The sequence below is a fragment of the Actinomadura sp. DC4 genome (assembly GCF_030406325.1).
In the GTDB taxonomy this organism is placed as follows: domain Bacteria; phylum Actinomycetota; class Actinomycetes; order Streptosporangiales; family Streptosporangiaceae; genus Actinoallomurus.
On sequence record NZ_JAUEQY010000027.1, the window covers coordinates 67,137 to 88,992 of the forward strand.

Here is a 21,856-nt window from a genome sequence, read left to right on the forward strand (position 1 = left end):
ACGAGCGGAACGGGGCGGAACGGCCTGGAACGCCTTACTTCTCGAGGGGCGTGAGTGCCCTTCGTGGCGTCTGGGATGAGGAGAAGCAGTATGGGCATCAAGAACAGGCTCGAGCGGATCGCAGCCGCCGGTGTCGGAGTCGTCGCGTTGACCGCGCCGGCCGTGATCTGGGTGAGCCCGGCTCACGCGGCCGGTATCCCGGCGGTCTGCACGTTCAGGACCACCAACGGCAACTTCCTGACGGCGGTCGACGGCGGCGGCCACGGGACGGACGGGGTCCGTACGACCGCGACGACCGCCGGGGCGTTCGAGCAGTTCACGCTCGTCCCGGCGGGGGACAACATCCACTTTGGGTTCCGGACCAGCAACGGGCATTTCCTCACCGCCGTGGGCGGGGGCGGGCGTAACACGGACGCGATTCACGCGGACGCGACCACCCTGTCGACGTGGGAGGAGTTCCGTTCGTTCAGCCACCCGGACACCATCCAGACGATCGACGGTCACTTCCTGACCGCCGTGGGCGGAGGAGGCCGTACCACCGACGCCCTCCACACCGACGCGACGGCGGTGGGCTCCTGGGAGGTCTTCCAGATCTCCTGCACCCACTGACGTTCCGGCCGTGCCCGCCGCCGGCACCTCGGCGGCGGGCACGCTGCCATGATGGAACCCGCCATGAGTACGTGGGGAGAAGGCTTGCGTCCTGTGACGACCGTGCTCGCCGAGGACGCCGCGCTGCTGCGCGAGGGGCTGGGCGGGCTTCTCGAACGCTTCGGCTACCGGCTCGTCGCGTCGGTCGACGACGCGGACGCCCTGGTCGCGGCGGTGGACCGGCACGCACCGGACCTCGTGATCACCGACGTCCGCATGCCGCCGACCTTCACGGACGAGGGGTTACGGGCGGCCGTCGCGCTGCGGGCACGCCACCCCGGGCTCGCCGTGCTGGCGCTGAGCCAGTACGTCGAGAGGACCTACGCGGCCGAGCTTCTCGACTCAGGCGGTACGGCCGGCGTCGGCTACCTCCTCAAGGACCGGATCGGCGACGTCGAGGAGTTCCTCGACGCGCTGCGCCGGATACTCGGCGGCGAGACGGTCGTCGATCCCGAGGTCATCAGCCAGTTGCTGCGGGACCGGGCCGACCCGGTCCGGCGGCTGACGCCGCGCGAGAAACAGGTGCTCGGGCTCATCGCGGAGGGGCGGTCGAACGCCGCGATCGGCCGGCTGCTCGTGATCACTGATGCCGCGGTGAGCAAGCACATCGCCAACATCCTGGTCAAGCTCGATCTACCGCCGGAGCAGGACGGGCACCGCCGCGTGATGGCGGTCCTGGCCTACCTGCGGCACTCCACCTGAGGGACGGACAGGCGGAGGACGGTCGGTCCGCCGAGGGGGCTGGTCACGGCGAGCACGCCGTCCACCACGGCGGCGCGGTCGATGAGGCCCTGGAGGCCGCCGCCGGTCCGTACGCTCGCCCCGCCGACACCGTTGTCGGTGACCTCGATGGTCAGCACGCCGTCCGCGAGGCGGCCGCGGATCGCCACCGAGCCGGCGCGCGCGTGCCTGACCACGTTGGTGAGCGCCTCGCTGACGACGAAGTAGGCGGTGCTCTCGACGGTCGGCGGCAGCCGTCCGGGCAGCTCCACGTCGACTCGCGCCGGTGCCGCCGACCGGCGGGCCAGTTCGGCGAGCGCGGGCGGCAGGCCGCGGTCGGTGAGCAGCGGTGGGTGGATCCCGTGCACGATCTCGCGGAGCTCGGCGAGTGCCTGCCGGGCGTCCTCGTACGCCTCGTCGATCAGGGCGGCGCCCGTACCGCGAAGTTCCAGGCGGGCGGTCCCGAGCTTGATGGCGAGGGAGGTCAGGCGCTGCTGGGCGCCGTCGTGCAGGTCACGTTCGATCCGCCGGCGTTCGGCCTCGAAGGCGTCGGCCAGCCGCCGGCGTGAGCGCGCGATCTCGGTGACCTGGGCCTCCAGCTGCTCCTCCCGGCCGCCCATCAGCGTACGGGCCAGTGCGGCGTGCCCGATCGCGACGAACGTCGTCAGATAGGCGCCGAGGACCGTCATGAACAGGGCGAGGAGCACCGCGGCCACGGTCGCGGCCGGCCCGGACAGGGAGAACACCAGCAGGGCGACCGTCGTACGGGGGTAGACGAGGGAGGCACCCGCCGCGAAGAGCAGGCCGCCGGCCAGGATCGGGACACCGGCGGCCACGAGAAGGCCGAGCGGCCACAGCACGAACGACAGCAGCAGGGTGTAGGCGAACTCCCGCCAGGTCGCCCGCTCGCCCAGCCGGGTACGCGCCCACGCGGAGGGCCCGGCCGCGGGAACCGCGCGATGCGCTCCGAGGACCGGGACCGGATCGACCAACCGCAGCCGCGAACGCTCGACCTCGGCGACCGGGACCGCGAGCAGGACCACGGCCGGCGGCATCGGCAGGCAGACCAGCGCCATCGCGATCATGCACGCCAGGCCGACGACCGACCCGCTGAGCAGATAGGCGAGTGAGCGCCAGGGCCGGGCCGAGGCGAGGAAACGGACCGGGTTACCCGTCGTGACCGGCCACGAGGGTCGTTCGACGGATGACACGCCCCGGAACACTACTCGCGCCGCGCGCCGCGCGAACTAGCCCTGGCACTAGTCCCGACTCTGGAGGCTGCGCCAGCGACCGGAGCGGCACGTGCGTGGTCTGCTCTCGTCCCATGAGAGAACGTGGAAGACGCGGCCTGACGCTGGTCGCGGCGGCGGTGGCACTGGGGGCGGTCACGCCCGCCGGCGCCGGCGCGGCGCCGGACCGGTGCGGGCACGCGGGGCTTCAACGGGCCCTGGACGGGCTGACCGGCACGTACGGCATGGCCGGAGCGGCCGCGGAGGTCGACGATCCGGCCTGCGGGCGGTGGACGGGGACCAGCGGGCTCGCGGACGTCGGCACCGGCCGGCCGATGCGCGCCGGCGAGCGCGTCCGGATCGGCAGCACCACCAAGACGTTCACCGCGACGGTGGTCCTCCAGCTCGCGGCCGAACACCGGCTCGCACTCGACGCGAGCGTCGCGCACTACCTGCCCGGCCTGGTCCGCTCGAACGGCTACGACGGCCGGAAGATCACCGTACGCGAACTCCTCCAGCACACCAGCGGCCTTCCCGACCACGTCGCCGCGCTCGACTGGGACCACGTCGACCGCTGGCGGTTCCGGCACTTCTCGGCGCGTGAGGAGGTCGCGATGGCCCTCGCCCTGCCGCGTCCGGACCGGCGCTGGACCTATTCGACGACCAACTTCGTCATCGCCGGGATGATCATCAAGAAGGTCACCGGCCACGATCCTACGACGGAGATCACCCGGCGGATCATCGTGCCGCTGGGCCTGCACGACACCTACTGGCCCGGCGACTCGCCCCATATCGAGGGGCCGCACCCGCGCGGATACGAGGCGGGCGACGACGGCCGGAACGACGTCACCGACTTCGACATGTCCTTCGGCGGCGCCGGCGGCGCGCTGGTGTCGAGCCTCACCGACGAGAACCGCTTCTTCGCCGCGCTGCTGGGCGGCCGGCTACTGCCGCCGGACCGGCTCGCCCAGATGACCACGACGGTGCCCGCCGACCCGGACCGCCTCTGGGAGGGCGCGCGGTACGGCCTCGGACTGATCTCCACCCCGCTCACGTGCGGCGGCCGGTACTGGGGACACGGCGGGACCGTGCCCGGGTTCGACACCGCCGGCGGGATCGCCCCCGGCGGGCGGCGTGTGCAGCTCGTCCTCAACCAGAACATCGACTCCGAGCAGGCGTTCCTCGCCCTGCACGACGCGGTCCGGACCGCGCTGTGCGAGGGCCGCTGAAGAGTGGGGATACTCATGATCAAGTTCCGGCCCGTCCCGACGACGGTCCTGGCCGTGGTGCTGGCCGCCGCGGGCAGTCTCGCGGCCACCTCCGGGGCCTCCCGTACGGCCCTCTCCCGCTACTACCACCAGACCGTCGCCTGGCACCAGTGCGCCCAGGGGCCGGGCGACGACCTGGGCACGGGCCTCGACAAGGCGGGCGTACGGTGCGCGGAGGTCCGCGTGCCGCTGGACTACGCCCGGCCGGGCGGCCGCTCCATCACGCTGACGATCTCGCGCCTCAAGGCCACCGACACCGCCCACCGGATCGGCGCGATGCTCCTCAACGGCGGCGGTCCCGGCGGCGGCTCGATCGACCTGCCGCCCGACTTCCGCACGCTCATGAAGGACGTCGGCCCGCGGTACGACCTGATCGGCATGGACCCGCGGTCGAGCGGGCGCAGCACCCCGGTGGACTGCGGCTGGCCGACCGGCACCTTCATCCGGTCCGCCGGGCTCGACCGGACCGGGTTCGACAAGGTGGTCGCGCTCGAGCGCGACCTGGCGACGCGGTGCGCGCGGACCCGGCACGGCCTGCTGCCGTACGTCAGCACGCGCAACACCGCGCGCGACATGGACGTCGTACGCGGCGCGCTCGGCGAACGCAGGCTGTCGTACTGGGGAGGGTCGTACGGCACGTACCTCGGTGCCGTCTACACCCAGCTCTTCCCGCGCGCCGCGGACCGGGTCGTACTCGACAGCGCCGTGGACCCGCGCACGTACGGTGCCGAGGACATGCTCGCGAACGCGGCGCCGGCGAACGAGACCGCGCTGCGCGACTGGGCGGCCTGGACCGCCCGCCGCGACGCCGACTACCACCTCGGCGCGACGCGGCGCGCCGTCCTGGCCACCGTGGACGGCATCGTACGGACCGCGGCGAAGCGCCCCCTGCGGGTCGGCGCCCGTACGGTCGACGAGCACGTGGTGCCGTTCGTGCTGTTCAACGGCCTCGACGACGACCGTGACGAGGCCGCCGGGTCCCTCGCCGCCGACGTGAGCGTGCTCGCGCGGGCCGCCGGCGGCGCCGAGGTCACGCCCACTCCCGCCCTCCGGGACACGCTGGACTTCGTGGCGACCGCGGCGTCCTCGGCGGTGGGCGGCTCACAGGCCGCCGTGCTGTGCGGCGACCGCGCCGTCGACCGCGACCCCGAGGTCTACTGGAGGCGGATCGAGCGCAGCCGCGTGCACGAGCCCGTCATGGGCCCCCTGCTGAACGACATCAGCCCGTGCGCCTTCTGGCCGGTGCCGCGGGAACGGCCGACGACGGTGCACAACGACGTTCCGGCGCTGATCGTGGCCTCGACCGGCGACACCCGCACGATCTATCCGGGCGCCCGGGCGCTGAACCGGATGATGACCGGCTCCCGGCTGTTGACCCTGAGCGGAGCGCGCATCCACGCGGTGTACCCGCGCTATGACAACGCCTGCGTGAACGACGCCGTCAACGCGTACCTGCGCACCGGCGCGCTCCGCGCCGCGGTCTGTCACTGACGTGTCAGCGCTCGATCATCCGCATCTGGGCCTCGTTGTGGTGGTCGCCCGCGGCCGGTGTCAGGTCGTCCAGCCGGGCGACCTGGGCGGCGGTGAGCTCGACCGCGTCGGCGGCGGCGTTCTCCTCCAGGCGGGAGACGCGCTTGGTGCCGGGGATCGGGACGATGTCGTCCCCGCGGGTGAGCAGCCAGGCGAGGGCGACCTGCGCGGGCGTCGCGCCGATCTCGGCGGCGATCGCCGTGACCTCCTCGGCGCTGCGCAGGTTGTGCTGGAAGTTCTCGCCGGTGAACCGAGGGTTGTTGTGGCGGGAGTCGTCGGCGTCGAACTGCTCGGTGGAGCTGATGGTCCCGGTGAGGAAGCCGCGGCCCAGCGGGGAGTAGGCCACGAAGCCGATGCCGAGCTCGCGCAGCACCGGCAGCACCTCGGGCTCGGAATCGCGGGTCCACAGGGAGTACTCCGACTGCAGCGCGGTGACCGGATGCACCGCGTGCGCGCGCCGGATGGTCCTCGCCCCGGCCTCCGACAGGCCGATGTGCCCGATCTTGCCCTCGGCGACGAGGTCCGCCAGGGCGCCGACGGTGTCCTCGACGGGGGTGCCGGGGTCGACGCGGTGCTGGTAGTACAGGTCGATATGGTCGGTGCCGAGGCGGCGCAGCGATCCCTCGACGGCGGCCCGGACACTGGCGGGACTGCCGTCGAGGCTTCCGGGACCGCGGCCGGTGTGGGAGATCATGCCGAACTTCGTGGCGAGCACGACCTGGTCGCGGCGTCCCTGGAGGGCGCGTCCGACCAGCTCCTCGTTGGTGTACGGGCCGTACACCTCGGCGGTGTCGATCAGGGTGACGCCCAGATCGAGCGCCCGGTGGATGGTGCGGATCGACTCGGCGTCGTCGCTGCCGGCGCCGCTGTAGGCGAAGCTCATCCCCATCGTGCCCAGGCCGATACGGCCGACGTCCAGACTGCCGAGCTTGGCGTGCTTCATCGCTGTTCTCCGTTCGTAGGGTGGGTCAAGGTCGCACGCATCGAACGTCCCCGTTTCCCGTCGGTCGTCCCACTGAGACCCACACTGCCCGTCGGGTACGGCCGGTGACAGACCGGGTCGTTCCAGGGTGTGACAGGGCCCCTCACGCCGGCCGTGCCCGTACGGACGCGGTGTAAGACTGGGGGGCATGGCAGGTGAACAGAACTCCGGCGGCGGGACCGAGCTCGGGCGGTTCCTGCGGGCCCGCCGTGAGGAGGTCACCCCGGACCAGGTCGGCCTCACGATCGGCCCCGGGCTGCGTCGTACGCCGGGCCTGCGCCGCGAGGAGCTCGCCACCCTCGCCGGAGTCAGCGTCGACTACTACACCCGGCTCGAACGCGGACGCGAGAACCATCCGAGCCCGGCGGTCGTCGACGCCCTCGCCCGCGCGCTGCGGCTCGACCAGGCCGAACACGAGCACCTGCTGGAGCTGTCCGTACGCGCCGCCCGCCACCTTCCCGACCCGCCGGCCGCGCCGAGCCGTACGGTCAAACCGGGCGTGAAACTACTGCTGGAGGGCCTGCGGCCGCACCCCGCGCTGGTCCTCAGCCGCACCATGGACGTCTTGGCCGCCAACCCCGCCGGCCTGCGCCTGTACGCCGGGATGGAGGACTGGCCCGCCAGGCAGCGCAACGTCGCCCGGTACGTGTTCCTCCACCCCGCCGCCGGCGCCCTGTTCGGCAAGGCGTGGTCGAGCCAGGTACGCGGCTGCGTCGCACGGCTGCGAGCCCTCGCCGGCACCGATCCCGACGCTCCCGACCTCGCGGCCCTCGCCGGCGAGCTCCTTGTGAAGAGCCCCGAGTTCGCCAAGCTCTGGGAACGCTATGACGTACGGCCGCACCTGTCGGCGACCAAGGCCTTCCACCATCCCGACGTCGGCGACATGACCCTCGGCTTCCAGGGCATGCTCCTCGAAGGCACCCCGGGCCACCGCCTCAGCGCCTACCACGCCCAGCCGGGCACCCCCGACCACGACGCGATGGTCCTGCTCGACCTCAGCGCACCCGCACGAGCGGAACAACCCACGTCCGAACGACTCTGACGCCTGTGCCGTGAGTGGCGGATGCCACAGAGCGAGTCCGAATGCGGTCGGTAACAGTAGCAATTCACACCGTGTCCGTGCGTCTTGAGGTATTTCCTGTAACGATCCTTACGGGGAGATTTTTACGGGGTAGCGATTTCCGTAAGCCTTTTTCGGCTGGACGGTGATCGCTTGTAGGACGGGTGGAATTAAATGGTGGAACGCTCTCATTCCGGGCGAGTTGTGATCCTTTTGGGGGATCTGGCCCGGAAGGTCGTTGAAAAGACCGCTCCCGAACAGCTGGATCTGTTCGCAGAGGTGACCGCCCAGTGGGCCGATGGCAGGGTTCCCGGCCGCCGGCGCCACGGCTGGCTGGGCGGGTCGGTCGGGTCCGGGTTCGAGCACGTCGTCACGAGCGAGGTCATCTATCCGCTGCTGAGCGGAACCCTCGCGCAGGTGCTGGGGACGGCGGTGGCCACCCGTCGATGGCGACGCCGGCGCCGCGACGTTCCTCCGCTCCCGCAGGTGCGCGTGGCGCTCGACGCCGGCCAGATCGCTGCATTCCGGTCAATCTGCATTTCTCACGGCATGACATTGGGCCTGTCCGAGGCCGAGGCCACTCTCTTGGCCGACGCCGTTCACGGCGTTCTGGTGATGGCCGCGTCCGGGCAGGAGCGGTGACGAACATGGACGGCTCCGCCGAATGGGATCGTCTGCCGGCCTTCGACGCGTCGGCGACGCCCCGGTCCCGGAATCTGTGGTGGATGTACCTGCTGGTCGTCTTCGCGCTGGCCGGAATGGGAGCCGGTGCGGCCCAGGCATTGTTCGACACGCACAACCTCGGTGAGAACTCCACCGTGGTGACCTGCCTGGCCCGGCACGGCCTGACGAACTTCGACGGTACGAGCCACGTGTCGGCGAAGGTGGGAGCGCAGTTCGCGGCGTGCGTCGATCCGTTCGGCCGGCGGCACGGCGTGGCGATGCTCATCGGGGCCGGTGTGATGCTGGTGGCGGCGTGGGCGCTCATGCTCGGGGGCGGTTTCGGCGTCAGGTGGTCGCTTCGCCGTGACAGGTTCACCGCGTCGCCCGCCACCGAGGCCCGGGCCGAGGCGGCGGTCACCCGGTTCAACGCCTGGTGCGCGGTCTGGCGGCTGAACGGCCGGCGGCGGCCCCGGCTGCTGCTGACCGCGTCCGGCACCCGGCAGGCGTTCACGACCGGGCTTCCGCTGGCGCGGCCGCTGGTGGTGGTGCCGGTCAGCTACGTCCACACCGAGCCGGCGATGTTCGACGTGGCCGTCCTCCACGAGTTGGCTCATGTCCGGTCCCGCGACCTGCTGTGGGCCTCATGGGTGTGGTGGGCCGGTTGGCTGAACATCCCGGCGCTGCTCCTGGCGGTCGGCTCGACGTTCGACCGGCCGTTGCTGCCGTCGCACTACAGCGCGTCGCTGTGGCTGTCCGCGGCGTTGTCGGTGGCGGTGCTGGTCCTGCGGGCGGCGCTCCTGCGCCGCCGCGAACTGGCCGCCGACCGGTACGCCGTCGAGGTGCTGGGAGACCCCGGCGCGCTGCGGGCCGCGCTCGGCCCCGAGGCCGCACCCGTCGCTCGCCTCACGCGGTACGTGCGGCGGCTGACGGCGTCGCACCCGGCCGCCGGAACCCGGGCCGGCGCCGACCCCGCTTCGCTGGACCGATGGGAGGGGGGCTTCGCCGTCACGGCCGCGACCAGCGTGATCGCCATGTTCACCTTCCAGGGCGTCTACCTGGCGCTGGTCAACTTCTTCGGCGTCGTCTGGGGTGACCCGCAGCTGCCCGGGGAGCTGGCCTTCGCCGCCGCGAGCCTGCTGTGGGCCTGCGTGGTCGTCCCGGCGTGGACCCGGCGGGCGGAGGCCGCCTCCCGTACCGGATCGCCGCCGACCTGGTGGGGGCCGGTGGCCGGGATGGCCCTGGGCCTGCCGCTGGGATACCGCCTCCAGATCCCCGGCGCGTCGACGGCGGTGGGCGCGGACCGATCCTCCGGCCCCCTTCTGGTGCTGTGTCTGCTGCTGGCGGTCGTCATGGCCGGAGTGGGAACGCTCGTCGCGGGACTCGTCTCGAACCTGGTCGGCACCGGCCGGCCGCGGACGCTCGTCGCCGTGGTCGCCACGGCCGCGATCGCCCTGGCCACCGCGCTGAACGTGGCGACCAACGTCCTGCAGGGCCATGCGCGGTCGGGAAACGGGGCCCTCGACCGGACGCTGCTCATGGGGCAGGGCGATGTCCGCGTCTGGCGCTTCGTCCCGCTGCTCCTGCTCATCGGCTTCCTGCTCGCCGCCCGTACGCCCGGCACGCGGGTGAGCGGAATGCTCCCTCGGGCCTGCTGGCCGCTGATGGCACCGGCCGCGGTCGTCGGCGGCCTGGCCGCCGGCCTGTCCTGGCAGTTACGAATAGCCGCCGATCGGCCGCCGGACACTCTGTACCTGCTGTTCTACCAGCGGCTTTGGATCTGTGCCCTGGCGGGATGGACGGTCGTCGCCGCCGCGTTGCTGACCGGGCGCTCCGGTACGGAAAGCCCCGGCGGTGCCCGGCCGCTGTCGCGGCTGCCGGCCGCGCTGACCGCCGGGTTCGTCACCGCGATCCTCGCGGGCCTCGTGCAGTTCGGTTACACGGCCGCCCTGAGGTACGGCCGCAACCTCCCCACGTTCGAGAGGTCACTGCGCATGCCGGTGTGGCTGCTGCTCGTCGCCCTCGTCGTGACCCTGCCGTGGCTGCTCGGCGCAGCGGCGCTCATCGATCGCCGTCGCCCGCCGCTGGGAAACGTGAGCGCCATCCTCGGCACCGCCGTCTTCACCGGAGCAGTGGCCGTCATCGTCGTCAGCGGAGCCGTATCGCCGCTGACGGTCGCCCCGCACGACTACAGTCGCAGCAGTTCGGTGGCCGCCCAGGCGACACCGGGCCCACCGGGTCCACCGGACTCGACCCTTCCCGCGCAGGCCACGCCGGGCACGGGCCGGACCGCCGACCCGGGCAGGGCGCTGAGCGGCACCGCCGCCGCCAGAGCGGTCGCGAACATCGCGGGACTCCTGCCCCCAGGACGAAAGCTCGTCAAGAACGACGAAGGCGGCCGGCAGAAGATACGGCCCACCACCTGCCAGGATCTCTTCGACCGCGATGACGCCGCCGAGAAGGCCCGCCCGCGTAACGCCGACGTCACCCGTACGTACACCTTTCCCGCTCGAGGCACCACCAGCGACGGGATCGAACTGAAAGTCGATCTCACCTCGTACGGGACGCCGATGGGCGACCTGGGTTTCCTGCGCAACGAAGCCGCCCGATGCCCGCGTCTCACCCTGCTCGCCGCCGGCGTGAGCGCGATGCGAGCCTCGCTCACCGAGAAGAGTCCGCCCGCCCTGCCGTACCCCACCGATCGAAGCGACCTCGTCGTCGTCGGCCATGCCGGTTCTCTGCGAGTGGTGACGACCCAGCTGACCGACACCGTCCTCGTCGGGCACAATCTCGCCTCGGCCCAGGTCACCTACAGCTATTTCAACGTTCCGCCCTCTGAGGCCGTACGTTCCTACTCCGTGCAACTGGCGGCCACGGCGCTGACCACGATCATCAGAGATCTCCAGCAGGCCGGGTGAGAAGGGTCCGTTGATGCCGAATACCGCCCGCCGGTACCCTCGGGCGGCGTCTACGGGGAGGACCGGGAGTGTCGGGTACGGAAGCGTCCACAGAGCTCGCCATCGCCCAGGTCCTGGGGCACTGCGGGGAGAACCCCGCCGAGGCGGTGAGGTACATCGGGCGCGCGATCACCATGGCACCGCACCTGGCCAGGCCCTACGACATGCTCGCCGATCTGTGCCGGGATTCGCCGGCGGAGACCGCGGCCGCCGGCGAGGCCGCCACGTACGCCGGTGACATCGCCGCGCTGGCGTTCCTCCGGTTCATCGAGGGCAGGTACGACGACGCCGTCCTCTGCGTCGGAACGGTCACCGGCCACAAGCCCCAGGTCGCATGGGCCGACGCGCCGTGGTTCGGCGAGCCGGCGTTCCTCGCCTCGGTCGGCGCCGACGCGGTGGCCGAAGCCGCGCTACGGACCATGGACGGCGGCCACGATCTCACCGCCGAGGGCGTGGGGGAGCGGTTCCAGCCTTGGTTCCGGCTGATCGAGGTCGTGGCCGACCGTGACCCGAGGCCGGAGGTCCTGGCGCGCATGGCGATGTTCCTCCGTGCGTGCGGCCGGACGGATGAGTCGTTCGCGCTCTGCGATCGGGCCGACGAGGTCGAACCGGCCATGCTGACCGAAGTCGTCCGGGCCGGCACCTGGCGCGTTCTCGGCGACCAGGAACGAACGCTGGCGGCCTTCGAGCGCGCGCTCGCACTCGAACCGGCCAACTGGTCGCTCTATCTGGACCTCGCCGATACACGAGTCGCGCAGGGCGACTACGCCGCAGCCGTCGATCTCGTCGACCGAGGACTGCGGCAAGAGCCGCAGGAGGTCACCCTGCGAGCCGCTCGCGCGGCCTTCCGCGCGCGCCACGCCGGTTCGGCGGCCGACCTGACCGAGCTCATCGCGCTGGCCCCGTCGCTGCCCGACCCCGGCTACCGCAACTGGCTCCTGGACCAGGCGTGCGACGGCTCCGGCCTGCCGGCCGACCTCGTGACCACGGCCCGCGCGCTCAAGAACAGGTAGCCCGCCCGTAAGTGCGTTGTCTCAGGCGCCGGAGGCGCCGTGGCCGATCATGGTGAGCGGGTCGACGATCGAGTCGAAGGTCTTCTCGTCGACATGGCCGCTCGCCAGGGCGGCCTCTTTCAGGGTATGACCGTGGGCGAGCGCGGACTCGGCGATGTGCGCGGCGTTCTCGTAGCCGATGGCGGGGCTCAGCGCGGTGACCAGCATCAGGCTCTCGTTCACGTACTGTGTGATCTTTTCGCGGTTGAGCTCGGTGCCGCTGACGGAGAAGGTACGGAACTTCTCCATCCCGTCGGCGAGGATGCGCGCGGAGTGCAGGAAGTCGTTGATGATCACCGGGCGCATCGCGTTGAGCTCGAAGTTACCCTGGCTTCCGGCGAAGGCGACCGCGGTGTCGTCGCCGAGCACCTGAATGGCGATCATCACGATGGCCTCGCACTGGGTCGGGTTGACCTTCCCCGGCATGATCGAAGACCCGGGCTCGTTCTGCGGCAGCAGGAGTTCGGCGAGGCCGGTCCGCGGCCCGGACGCCAGCCACCACATGTCATTGGCGATCTTCATCAGGGCGACGGCCAGCCCTCGTAGCGCGCCGTGGGCCCGTACCATCGGGTCGAGTGACCCCTGGGCCATGAACTTGTTCGGCGCCGTGACGAAGGGTTCGCCGGTCAGGGCGGCGATCCGCGCCGCGACGTCGCGGCTGAACCCCTCCGGGGCGTTCAGTCCCGTCCCGACGGCGGTGCCACCGAGCGCGAGCTCCAGCAGGCCTTCCCGCGCATGGTCGATCTCCCGGACGCAGGCGCGAAGCTGGGCGGCGTAGCCGGACCACTCCTGGCCGACGGTCAGGGGAACGGCGTCCTCGAGGTGCGTCCGCCCGATCTTGACGACGTCCTGCCACCGGTCGGCCTTGGCCTCGATCGCGGTCGCGAGTTCCCTGGCCTGCGGCAGCAGGTGGTCCTCGATCTCCTTGACCGACGCGATGTGCATGGCGGTCGGGAAGCTGTCGTTGCTGGACTGTCCCATGTTGACGTCGTCGTTCGGGGCCACCGGCGCCTGTTCACCGAGCGTGCCGCCCAGGAGCTGGGACGCCCGGTTGGCGATGACCTCGTTGACGTTCATGTTGGTCTGGGTCCCGGATCCGGTCTGCCATACGTAGAGCGGGAAGTGATCGTCGAGAGCGCCGTCGACCGTCTCCTCGGCGGCCCGTACGATCGCCTGCACCTTCCAGCCGGGTAGCCGTCCGGCGGCGCCGTTGACCAGCGCCGCCGCCTTCTTCACCTGGCCGTACGCGTGATAGACCTCGTGCGGCATGCGGTCGTCGCCGATCGAGAAGTGGATCAGGGAACGCTGTGTCTGCGCGCCCCAGTACCGGTCCGCCGGCACGTCGACCGTGCCCATGCTGTCGAACTCCCGGCGTCGTCCCGACGCCTCGATGCCGACGGGGACGTCCCTCATCTCCGGATGCTCCCGCGTCATCGGCGGTCGCCCGTCTCGTCGGCTGGAAGATCCTCGGGGTAGGCCGGTTGCCACATCGCGTCTCGTACGGCCGAGGCGAGATCGTCGTAGGACTTCGTGGCCACACCGTCTGCCACCGCGGTCTTCGCCACCGCCACCGCGACCGTGGCCGACGAGGCTCGCAGGTCGTCGACCGGGGGGAGCAGACCGGCTCCCGGCTTGGACACGTCGACCTGGCCGGCCACCGCCTCGGCCGCGGCCAGCAGCATGCCGTCGGTCACGTGCCGGGCTCCGGAGACGATGGTGCCCAGGCCCAGTCCCGGGTAGAGAAGCGCGTTGTTGGCCTGGCCGATGACGTACGCGACGCCGTCGTATTCGACCGGCGGCACCGGGATGCCGGTGGCGATCAACGCCCGGCCACCGGACCACGGCACCGCGTCGGACGGCATGACCTCGATGCGGCTGGTGGGGTTGGACAGAGGCAACAGGATGGGACGATCCGTTCCCTTCGCCAGTGCTCGGACCACGGCCTCGGTGAACGCGTTGTGCGCGGTCGAGGTGCCGATGAGGATCGTCGGCCTGACGTGCTCGATGGTGGTGAGGAGATCGCCGTCGGCCCAGGAACCGACCTCGTTCTTCGGCCGGGCGTAGACGCGCTGGTAGTCCGGCAGGTCGCCCATGTCGTCGGTCACGAGCCCATGGACGTCGATGAGCCAGATGTTGCTCTTGGCCTCGCCGTCCGTGGCACCGTCGCGCAGCATCGCGGCGTGGATCTGGTCCGCCATGCCGGTTCCCGCGGTGCCGGCGCCGAACACGACGAGCCGCTGCTCGGCCCAGCGTCCTCCCGTCACCCGTAGAGCGGCGAACACCGCGGCCATGACGATGGCGCCGGTGCCCTGCATGTCGTCGTTGAAGATCCGGTATCTGGTGGCGTTGTCGACCAGGATCCGGCGCGCGTGCGACGGCCCGAAGTCCTCGAAGTGCAGCAGGGCGTGCGGGAACAGCCGGGCGGCGGTCTCCAGATAGCGGGCGACGAAGTCGTCGTACCGCTTTCCGGTGATTCGCGCGTGACGGTTGCCGAGGTAGCGCGGGTCGTTGAGCAGCTGCTCGTTGTCGGTGCCGACGTCGAGGTTGACCGCGATGACCCGGTCGGGGTCGATACCCGCCGCGGCGGTGTAGACGGCGAGCTTCCCGATCGAGATGTCGGTGCCGTTCACTCCCCAGTCGCCGATGCCCAGGATCTCCTGCGCGTCGGAGACCACGATGAGATCGGCATCGTCGGCGCCGAGCCCGAGCGACGCGAACGAGGCCTCGACGTCCTCCGGCCGGTCGATCGAGAGGTACACCGCCCGTGAGTCGCGGAAGTCGGCCGACCACTGCTGTATGGCATCGCCCACGGTGGGGTCGTACACGACCGGCAGCAGTTCGGCGAGGTGGTCGCCCAGGAGCTTGTAGTAGAGCACCTGGTTCCGGTCGTGGACCTGGTTGAGGTAGAGATATTTGTGCAGATCCGACGGTTGGTCCTGCAATTGCTCGTACGCGCGGGCGGCCTGCTCGCCGAGAGTCTCCACGGCCGCCGGCAGCCGGCCGGTGATGCCCAGCTCGGCGCGCTGCTCCCGTGTGAACGCGGTGCCGCGGTTACGAGAGCGATCTTGCAGAACAGCGGTTCTGACCGGCATGGTCCTCCTCCTCGGATCGACCCGTCTAGTCCGAGACCGGGGTCTCGGGTTCCATGTCGTAGGAGGCCTGGACCTGCTTTGCCCGGGTCTTGAGACCGTCGGTGACCTTTCGGTCCCACGGAACCCGCTGGAGGCTCTTGGTCTCCTCGATCATCGACTTGGGCTCGAGGTTGCGGAAGGTGTCGACCTCTCCCGCCGCGACCGCCGTCAGCGTCGCGTACACCGGCTCGGGATCGAACTGCGACCGGGAGAACGCGAGCTCGGAGTAGTCGAACAGCCTCTTGGAGGCGTCGTCGCGCCAGCTCTGCCAGGTCTGGAACATCCGGTCGTTGAACCCGGTCAGGAACGGCCCGGGGTTGACGGTGGCGACCTCGATGCCGAACTCCTGCAGCTCGTAGGCCATCGTCTCGGCGATGGCCTCGATGGCGTGCTTGGAGGCGGAGTAGAGGCCGGTGAACGGATTGACGTTCAGACCCTCACGGGAGGAGACCCACACGATGCGTCCCGTGCCGCGCTCGACCATCTGCTTGGCGATGCCCTGCGTCAGCAGGAGCGGCCCGATGACATTGACCTCGAACTGCCTGCGCATGTTCTCTTCCGGAACATCGACGGTCGAGCCGCCCTCACCCACGCCGGCGTTGTTCACCAGGACCTCGACGTCCCACGCCAGGGCCTTCCGGCGGTCTCCGTCGTCGGTGACGTCGAGCTTCTCGACCCGCAGGCCGACTCCCCGCTCGGCCGCCTGGCGCTTGAGCGTCTGCACCTGCGCCCAGATCTCGACCGACGCGATGACGTCGAAGCCCTTCTCCGCGAGGCGCATCGCCGCCTCGTGGCCGAAACCCGTACCCGAACCAGTGATCAGAACCTTTGTCACCGTGCTCCCCCCTCTGCCACGTCCGGCAGCGGTGCGGCCTCAGTGGTCGGCGGCCGTTGGGGGATACGGCGCCATTGCTTCACTACCAGGGCCGACACGCCGATTTCTGCCAATCTATGCCGCTGCGCGGCCTGCCCGCTCAGTGGGGCCGCGGCCTCGGCGGTGAACGTCAGGAGAAGACGATGACCTGGCGTCCGACGATGTCGCCGCGGCCCAGGGCGTCCAGGTTCTCGTTGACGTCCTCCAGCTCGACCTTTGTGACGTTGTGTTTGATGAGGCCGGCCTCGGCGAGGGACAGCACCTCGACGAGATCCAGGTGGTTGCCCCAGAAGGACCCGAGGTAGGACAGCTCGGTGCCCACGAAGGGGAACTGGCGGTGCTCGACGCGATCGCTCATGAGGCCGACGGCCGCCAGGACCCCTTCGGGGCCCAGCAGGTCGAACCCCATCGAGATCGACGCCTCGCTGCCGACGCAGTCCAGGATGGCATCGATCGTCCGCCGGCCCGTCAGCCTCTCCACCTCGCCCTGGATGGCCTCGGTGGATCTGTCCCCGACGTTGATCCCGCCGTCCGCGCCGTTCGCCCGCGCCACGTCCAGCTTGCCGTCCGTACGGGCGAAGGCGAGTACGGACGCGCCGCCTCCGAGCAGCTTCGCGTACTGAACCGCGTAGCTTCCCAGCCCGCCGATGCCCGTGATCGCGACGGTGCGGCCGGGGCCGAGCCTGCCCGCGTCCCGGAGCTTCTTCATCCCCCGGTACGGGGTCATGCCCGCGTCGGTCATGGGGGCGAGGAGCTCGGGCGCCTTCGCGGCGTCCTCGGAGACCGGGATCGCGTGGCGGTACTCGACGGCCATGTACTCGGCGAAACCTCCGGGAGGGCCGAAGCCCACCCACCGGCCGTCGCCGCTGCACAGCTGCTCGTTGCCTTCGCGGCACTGCCGGCAGGTGCCGTCTCCCCAGCTGGGATTGACCACCACCATGTCGCCCTCCGCGTAGCGCACCGTGCTGGGCACGCCGCCGCCCAGGCCCGCCACCCGGCCGGTGACCTCATGGCCGGGGATGTACGGCAGGTCCACGGGAAACGGGCCCTGGAAGTAGCCGTCGAGGAGCTGGTAGTCGCTTCGGCACATGCCCGTCGCGGCGACCTTCAGGAGAATCTGGTCCGGCGCGGGCTCGGGGACGGGCACCTCTTCCACGCGAAGGGGCTCGTGGTATCGGTACATCCGCGCTGCTCGCATCTTCATCACGCGTGCCTCGTTTTCGCTGAGGAGCGGAGTGAATACCACCACGTTAGCGGGCACCGCGTCGGCATCCGGTCGCTGACCTGGGCGAACGGCACCGCACGGCTCTTCGGCGCCGCCGCCACCGCGATGGTCGGTGCTCGCGCCACAGGCCGGCGTCGTCGCGACCGCCGTGGCGATACGGCACGAGAGCCACCACAAGTCCGGTGGTCAATGAGCTTAGGTTAGGCTCACCTCATCTGACAGGTGTCCGACGATCCACGACGCGGCCCGCCCGTTCGGCCGCGTGGCACTGCGGCCGGCCGGTCCCCCCCGGAGGTTCATGTGTCGCAGACAGGACGGGCCGTCCTGGGTCAGGCCATCGCCGGGCAGCGCCGGCACATCCTGCTCAGCTCGCTGACGATCACCGGCCACCACATGGGCGAGGCGTTCGTGCCGTTCGCGCTCGGCGTCGTCATCGACCAGGCCGTGGACGGCGGAACCGGCGAGCTCGCGCTGTGGCTCGGCCTCCTCGGCCTGGTCTACGTCGGCCTCAGCCTCAGCTACCGCGTCGGCGACCGCGCCGCGAACCGGGCCGCCGAACAGGCGGCGCACGAACTCCGGCTCACGCTGACCCGGCGGGTCCTCGACCACCGGGGCGGCGCGGAGACCGGGCGGCTGCCGGGTGCCCTGGTGAACATCGCCACCGGCGACGCCGGTCGCGTCGGGATGGTCGACCTGGTGATCCCGGCGGGCGTCGCCGCCTTCGCCGGGATCGCGCTGACCGCGGTCATCCTGCTGCTGATCTCGCTGCCGCTCGGCCTGCTGATCCTGCTCGGCACGCCCCCGCTGCTCTGGCTGTCGCACCGGCTCGGCAAGCCGCTGGAGCACCGCAGCGAGACCGAGCAGGAACACGCCGCGCAGGCGTCCGGCGTGGCCGTCGACCTCGTCTCCGGCCTCCGCGTGCTGAAGGGGCTCGGCGCCGAGCGCAACGCGCTCCGCCGCTACCGGCTGACCAGCCAGGAGTCGCTGCGGGCCACGGTGCGGGCCGTACGGGCCGAGGCCGGCCACCACGGCGTCATGGTCGCGCTCAACGGAGCGTTCCTCGCACTCATCGCCCTGGTCGGCGGCCGGCTCGCGGCCGGCGGCCACCTGACCATCGGGCAGCTCGTCTCCACGGCCGGGCTCGCCCAGTATCTCCTCGGCCCGCTTTCGGACTTCGCGTGGCTGAACAGCGAGTTCGCGCAGGGCCGCGCCTCGGCCCGGCGCATCGCCGCGGTACTCGCGAGCCCGCCCGCCGTGACGCCGGGACCGCACGAACTCCCGGACCCGGCCACCGGCCGGATCGCCGTACGCGGCCTCACCGGTACGGGGCTGAGCGAGGTCGACCTGGACGTCGCGCCCGGTGAGTTCGTCGGTGTCGTGGCGACCGACCCGGCCGCCGCCACCGCGCTCCTGGCCCACCTCGGCCGTACGGCCGACCCGGAGAAGGGCTCCGTGGAACTGGACGGGACGCCGCTCACGGGCCTGGACCCGGGCGACCTGCGCGCCGTGATCCTCGTCGCCGAGCACGACGCGCGCCTCTTCGACGGCACCGTCCGCGCCAACCTGACGGCGAACGACGCCGACCTGGAGGCGGCACTGGCCGCGGCCGGCGCCGACGAGGTCGTCTCGTCCCTGCCGGCCGGCCTGGACACCGTCCTCGACGAGCGGGGCCGGTCCCTGTCCGGCGGTCAGCGCCAGCGTCTCGTGCTGGCGCGCGCCCTCGCCGCCGACCCGCCGATCCTGGTCGTCCACGATCCGACCACCGCCGTCGACACCGTCACCGAGGCCCGCATCGCCGAGGGCGTACGAGCGCTGCGCCGCGACCGCACCACGATCGTGATCACGACGAGTCCCGCTCTCCTCGCCGTCACCGACCGGGTGGTGCTCCTCCACGACGGCATCGTCACCGCGCACGGCGACCACGCCACCCTCGTCGCCGAGCATCCCCTCTACCGAACGGCGGTCCTGTCATGAGCGAGCCCGCCGAGCGCGAACTCCTGCCGGTCGCCGACGGGCGACGCGCGCTGCGCGTGGTCGCCGAGCTGCTCCGGCCCCGGCTCTGGACGATGATCGCGGCGCTCGCGGCCCTCGTCGCGGGCACGCTGGCGGGCCTGCTCGTACCACCTCTGATCGGGCACATCGTCGATCTCGTCACCGGCGGGCGGGGCCCGGGCTCGGTCACCTGGCCCGCGCTCCTGCTGTTCCCGGCCGCCCTCGGTCAGGGTGTCCTGTCCGCCGTCGGGATCGCCGGGCTGGCCAAGGCCGGGGAGAGCGCGCTGGCCGAGCTACGGGAGCGATTCCTCGGCCACGCGCTGCGTCTGCCGCTCGAACAGGTCGAGCGCGCCGGATCGGGCGACCTGACGTCGCGGGTCACCGGCGATATCACGGTCATCACCGAGGCGATCCGCGAGGCGATGCCGGCCATGGTGACCTCCCTGCTGACCATCGGGCTGACCCTGGCCGGCCTGGCCGTGCTCGACTGGAGGTTCCTGCTGGCGGCGCTGGTCGCGGTTCCGGTGCAGCTGCACACGGTCCGCTGGTACGCGAGGCGGGCCGGGCCCCTCTACGCGCGGCAGCGGGTCACGGTGGGCGCGATGCAGCACGAGCTGCTCGGCACCATCGACGGTGCGGCGACCATCCGGGCGTTCCGGCTGGCCGGAGGCCACCTCGACCGCGTGGAGGGCAAGTCGCGGTCGGCCGTCGACCTCCTGCTGCGCGGCGTCGCCCTCCAGACGCGCTTCTACAGCAGGCTGCACGTGGGGGAGTACCTCGGGCTCTCCGCGGTCCTCGTCGTCGGCTTCGTCCTGGTCCGCACCGGTACGACGACGGTCGGCACCGCGACGGCCGCCGCGCTGTACTTCCACGGGCTCTTCGGGCCGATCAACGTCGCCCTCGCCCTGGTCGACGACGCCCAGGCGGCGGCCGCCTCGCTGACCCGCCTGGTCGGCGTGGCCGACCTGCCCGGACCGGCGGCGGGCGGCGGCGCGGCCGAGACCCCGCGGGACGCGTCGGTCGCGGCGCGCGGGCTGGGGCACGCCTACGTTCCGGGACGGCCCGTGCTGCACGACGTCACGCTCGACGTGGCACCGGGAGAACGGGTCGCGCTCGTGGGCGCGAGCGGGGCGGGCAAGACGACACTGGCCAAGCTGGTCGCCGGGGTGCACCGGCCGGAGACCGGCTCCGTACGGGTCGGCGGGGCCGAGCCGGTGGCCGGCACCGACGTCGCCCTGGTCACCCAGGAGGTCCACGTCTTCGCCGGGACGCTCGCCGACGACCTGCGCCTGGCCGCGCCGGAGGCGGCCGACGGCGAGTTGCGGGCGGCGCTCGACCGGGTGGGCGCGCTCGGCTGGGCCGAGCGGCTCCCGGACGGGCTGGACACCGAGGTCGGGGACGGCGGGCACGGCCTGACCATCGCCCAGGCCCAGCAACTGGCGTTCGCGCGCCTCGTACTCGCCGACCCGCCGGTCGTCATCCTCGACGAGGCCACCGCCGAGGCGGGCAGCGCGGGCGCGCGCGTCCTGGAGAAGGCGGCGGAGGCCGCGCTGACCGGGCGTACGGCACTGGTCGTCGCGCACCGGCTCACCCAGGCCGCGGCCGCCGATCGCGTCATCGTCCTGGACGGAGGCCGGGTCGTCGAGTCCGGCACCCACGCCGAACTGGTGGCCGCCGGAGGCCGCTACGCCGAACTCTGGTCGGCCTGGTCAAGCCAGCGCTGAGCGTGCCTCGCCGGTGTGGTGGCGGCTGATGGGGATGACCAGGGGTGTGCCGCTGACGGGGTCGGTGGTGATCTGGCAGTGGAGGTCGAAGACGTCCTGGACGGTTTCGGTGGTGATGACGTCGGTGGGGTGGCCTTGGGCGGTGATGTGGCCGGTTTTCATGGCGATCATGTGGTCGGCGTAGCGGCAGGCCTGGTTGAGGTCGTGCAGGACCATGACGATGGTGCGGCCTTCGCGGCGGTTGAGGTCGGTGATCAGGTCCAGGACGTCGATCTGGTGGGCGAGGTCGAGGTAGGTGGTGGGTTCGTCCAGGAGCAGGACCTGGGTGCCCTGGGCCATGGCCATCGCGATCCAGGCGCGTTGCCGCTGCCCGCCGGAGAGTTCGTCGACGGAGCGGTCGGCGAGGTCGGTGATGTCGGTCGCGGCCAGTGCGGCGTGGACGGCGTTCTGGTCGGCCTTGGACCACTGCCGCCACCAGGTCTGGTGGGGGGAACGGCCGCGGTTGACCAGGTCCAGGACGGTGAGGCCGTCGGGTGCGACGGGGCCTTGGGGGAGGATGCCCAGGCGCTGGGCCAGCTCCCGTGTCGGGATCGAGCGCAGGGCTCGTCCGTCGAGGTGGACGGTCCCGGTGCGGGGGGTGAGCAGGCGGGCGAGTGCGCGGAGGAGGGTGGATTTGCCGCAGGCGTTGGCGCCGACGATCGCGGTGATCTTTCCGGGGGGTATGGCCAGGTTCAGGTCGTTGACGACGGTTTTGTGGTCGTAGGCGAGGGTGAGGCCGGTGGCGCGCAGGTCGGGGGTGTTCAT

At 71.5% G+C, this 21,856-nt stretch carries 17 protein-coding genes; 10 read left to right on the plus strand and 7 right to left on the minus strand.

The features are described from left to right. Positions 1–90 precede the first annotated feature (90 nt). Both QWU11_RS35210 and QWU11_RS35215 read left to right on the plus strand, forming a co-directional pair. Complete coding sequence (locus QWU11_RS35210) at positions 91–609, plus strand: hypothetical protein (protein ID WP_290118831.1); 519 nt, start codon at positions 91–93, stop codon at positions 607–609. Positions 610–672: 63 nt separating this feature from the next. Continuing rightward, complete coding sequence (locus QWU11_RS35215; RefSeq protein ID WP_290118832.1) at positions 673–1,350, plus strand: response regulator transcription factor; 678 nt, start codon at positions 673–675, stop codon at positions 1,348–1,350. Here QWU11_RS35215 and QWU11_RS35220 read toward each other — a convergent pair. Continuing rightward, positions 1,329–2,579, minus strand: a complete 1,251-nt coding sequence (locus QWU11_RS35220) for a sensor histidine kinase (protein ID WP_290118833.1) — start codon at positions 2,577–2,579, stop codon at positions 1,329–1,331. The genes QWU11_RS35215 and QWU11_RS35220 overlap by 22 nt on opposite strands. A 113-nt stretch (positions 2,580–2,692) precedes the next feature. Here QWU11_RS35220 and QWU11_RS35225 point away from each other — a divergent pair, with 113 nt between their 5' ends. Then, positions 2,693–3,826, plus strand: a complete 1,134-nt coding sequence (locus tag QWU11_RS35225; RefSeq protein WP_290118834.1) for a serine hydrolase domain-containing protein — start codon at positions 2,693–2,695, stop codon at positions 3,824–3,826. 15 nt (positions 3,827–3,841) lie between these two features. Next, positions 3,842–5,356 (plus strand): alpha/beta fold hydrolase, encoded by a 1,515-nt coding sequence (locus QWU11_RS35230; protein ID WP_290118835.1) that lies wholly within the window; start codon positions 3,842–3,844, stop codon positions 5,354–5,356. Between the two features lie 4 nt (positions 5,357–5,360). On the opposite strand, the gene QWU11_RS35235 is transcribed toward QWU11_RS35230, so the two are convergent. Continuing rightward, positions 5,361–6,338, minus strand: a complete 978-nt coding sequence (locus QWU11_RS35235; RefSeq protein WP_290118836.1) for an aldo/keto reductase — start codon at positions 6,336–6,338, stop codon at positions 5,361–5,363. A gap of 187 nt (positions 6,339–6,525) precedes the next feature. Between QWU11_RS35235 and QWU11_RS35240 the strand changes: the two genes are divergently transcribed. The 4 genes from QWU11_RS35240 (at position 6,526) to QWU11_RS35255 (ending at position 12,067) form a co-directional block, all read left to right on the plus strand. Beyond that, positions 6,526–7,419 carry a helix-turn-helix transcriptional regulator gene (locus QWU11_RS35240; protein ID WP_290118837.1) on the plus strand — a complete coding sequence of 298 codons (894 nt, stop codon included), beginning with the start codon at positions 6,526–6,528 and terminating at the stop codon, positions 7,417–7,419. Positions 7,420–7,611: 192 nt separating this feature from the next. Beyond that, the gene (locus QWU11_RS35245; protein WP_290118838.1) at positions 7,612–8,079 is read left to right on the plus strand and encodes a hypothetical protein; all 468 of its coding nucleotides are present in this window, start codon (positions 7,612–7,614) and stop codon (positions 8,077–8,079) included. 5 nt (positions 8,080–8,084) lie between these two features. Further along, the gene (locus QWU11_RS35250; protein ID WP_290118897.1) at positions 8,085–11,015 is read left to right on the plus strand and encodes a M48 family metalloprotease; all 2,931 of its coding nucleotides are present in this window, start codon (positions 8,085–8,087) and stop codon (positions 11,013–11,015) included. 68 nt (positions 11,016–11,083) lie between these two features. Next, a complete protein-coding gene (locus QWU11_RS35255; RefSeq protein WP_290118839.1) occupies positions 11,084–12,067 on the plus strand; it encodes a tetratricopeptide repeat protein in 984 nt (327 codons plus the stop codon). A gap of 21 nt (positions 12,068–12,088) precedes the next feature. Here QWU11_RS35255 and fumC read toward each other — a convergent pair whose 3' ends face one another. From fumC to QWU11_RS35275, 4 genes are all read right to left on the minus strand, one after another. After that, positions 12,089–13,519: a class II fumarate hydratase gene (fumC, locus tag QWU11_RS35260; protein WP_290118840.1), complete on the minus strand. Its 1,431-nt coding sequence runs from the start codon at positions 13,517–13,519 to the stop codon at positions 12,089–12,091. Positions 13,520–13,536: 17 nt separating this feature from the next. After that, complete coding sequence (locus QWU11_RS35265) at positions 13,537–15,198, minus strand: NAD-dependent malic enzyme (protein ID WP_290118841.1); 1,662 nt, start codon at positions 15,196–15,198, stop codon at positions 13,537–13,539. Positions 15,199–15,223: 25 nt separating this feature from the next. Beyond that, positions 15,224–16,072, minus strand: a complete 849-nt coding sequence (locus QWU11_RS35270; protein WP_290118842.1) for an SDR family oxidoreductase — start codon at positions 16,070–16,072, stop codon at positions 15,224–15,226. 169 nt (positions 16,073–16,241) lie between these two features. Continuing rightward, positions 16,242–17,315 carry an NAD(P)-dependent alcohol dehydrogenase gene (locus QWU11_RS35275; protein ID WP_290118843.1) on the minus strand — a complete coding sequence of 358 codons (1,074 nt, stop codon included), beginning with the start codon at positions 17,313–17,315 and terminating at the stop codon, positions 16,242–16,244. A gap of 321 nt (positions 17,316–17,636) precedes the next feature. On the opposite strand from QWU11_RS35275, the gene QWU11_RS35280 reads away from it, so the two are divergent. Next, a complete protein-coding gene (locus QWU11_RS35280) occupies positions 17,637–19,310 on the plus strand; it encodes an ABC transporter ATP-binding protein (RefSeq protein WP_290118844.1) in 1,674 nt (557 codons plus the stop codon). After that, positions 19,307–21,052 carry an ABC transporter ATP-binding protein gene (locus QWU11_RS35285; protein ID WP_290118845.1) on the plus strand — a complete coding sequence of 582 codons (1,746 nt, stop codon included), beginning with the start codon at positions 19,307–19,309 and terminating at the stop codon, positions 21,050–21,052. Before QWU11_RS35280 ends, QWU11_RS35285 begins: the two co-directional genes overlap by 4 nt. Here the strand turns inward: QWU11_RS35285 and QWU11_RS35290 are convergent. Further along, the gene (locus tag QWU11_RS35290) at positions 21,038–21,856 is read right to left on the minus strand and encodes an ABC transporter ATP-binding protein (protein ID WP_290118846.1); all 819 of its coding nucleotides are present in this window, start codon (positions 21,854–21,856) and stop codon (positions 21,038–21,040) included. The two genes, QWU11_RS35285 and QWU11_RS35290, sit on opposite strands and share 15 nt — an antisense overlap.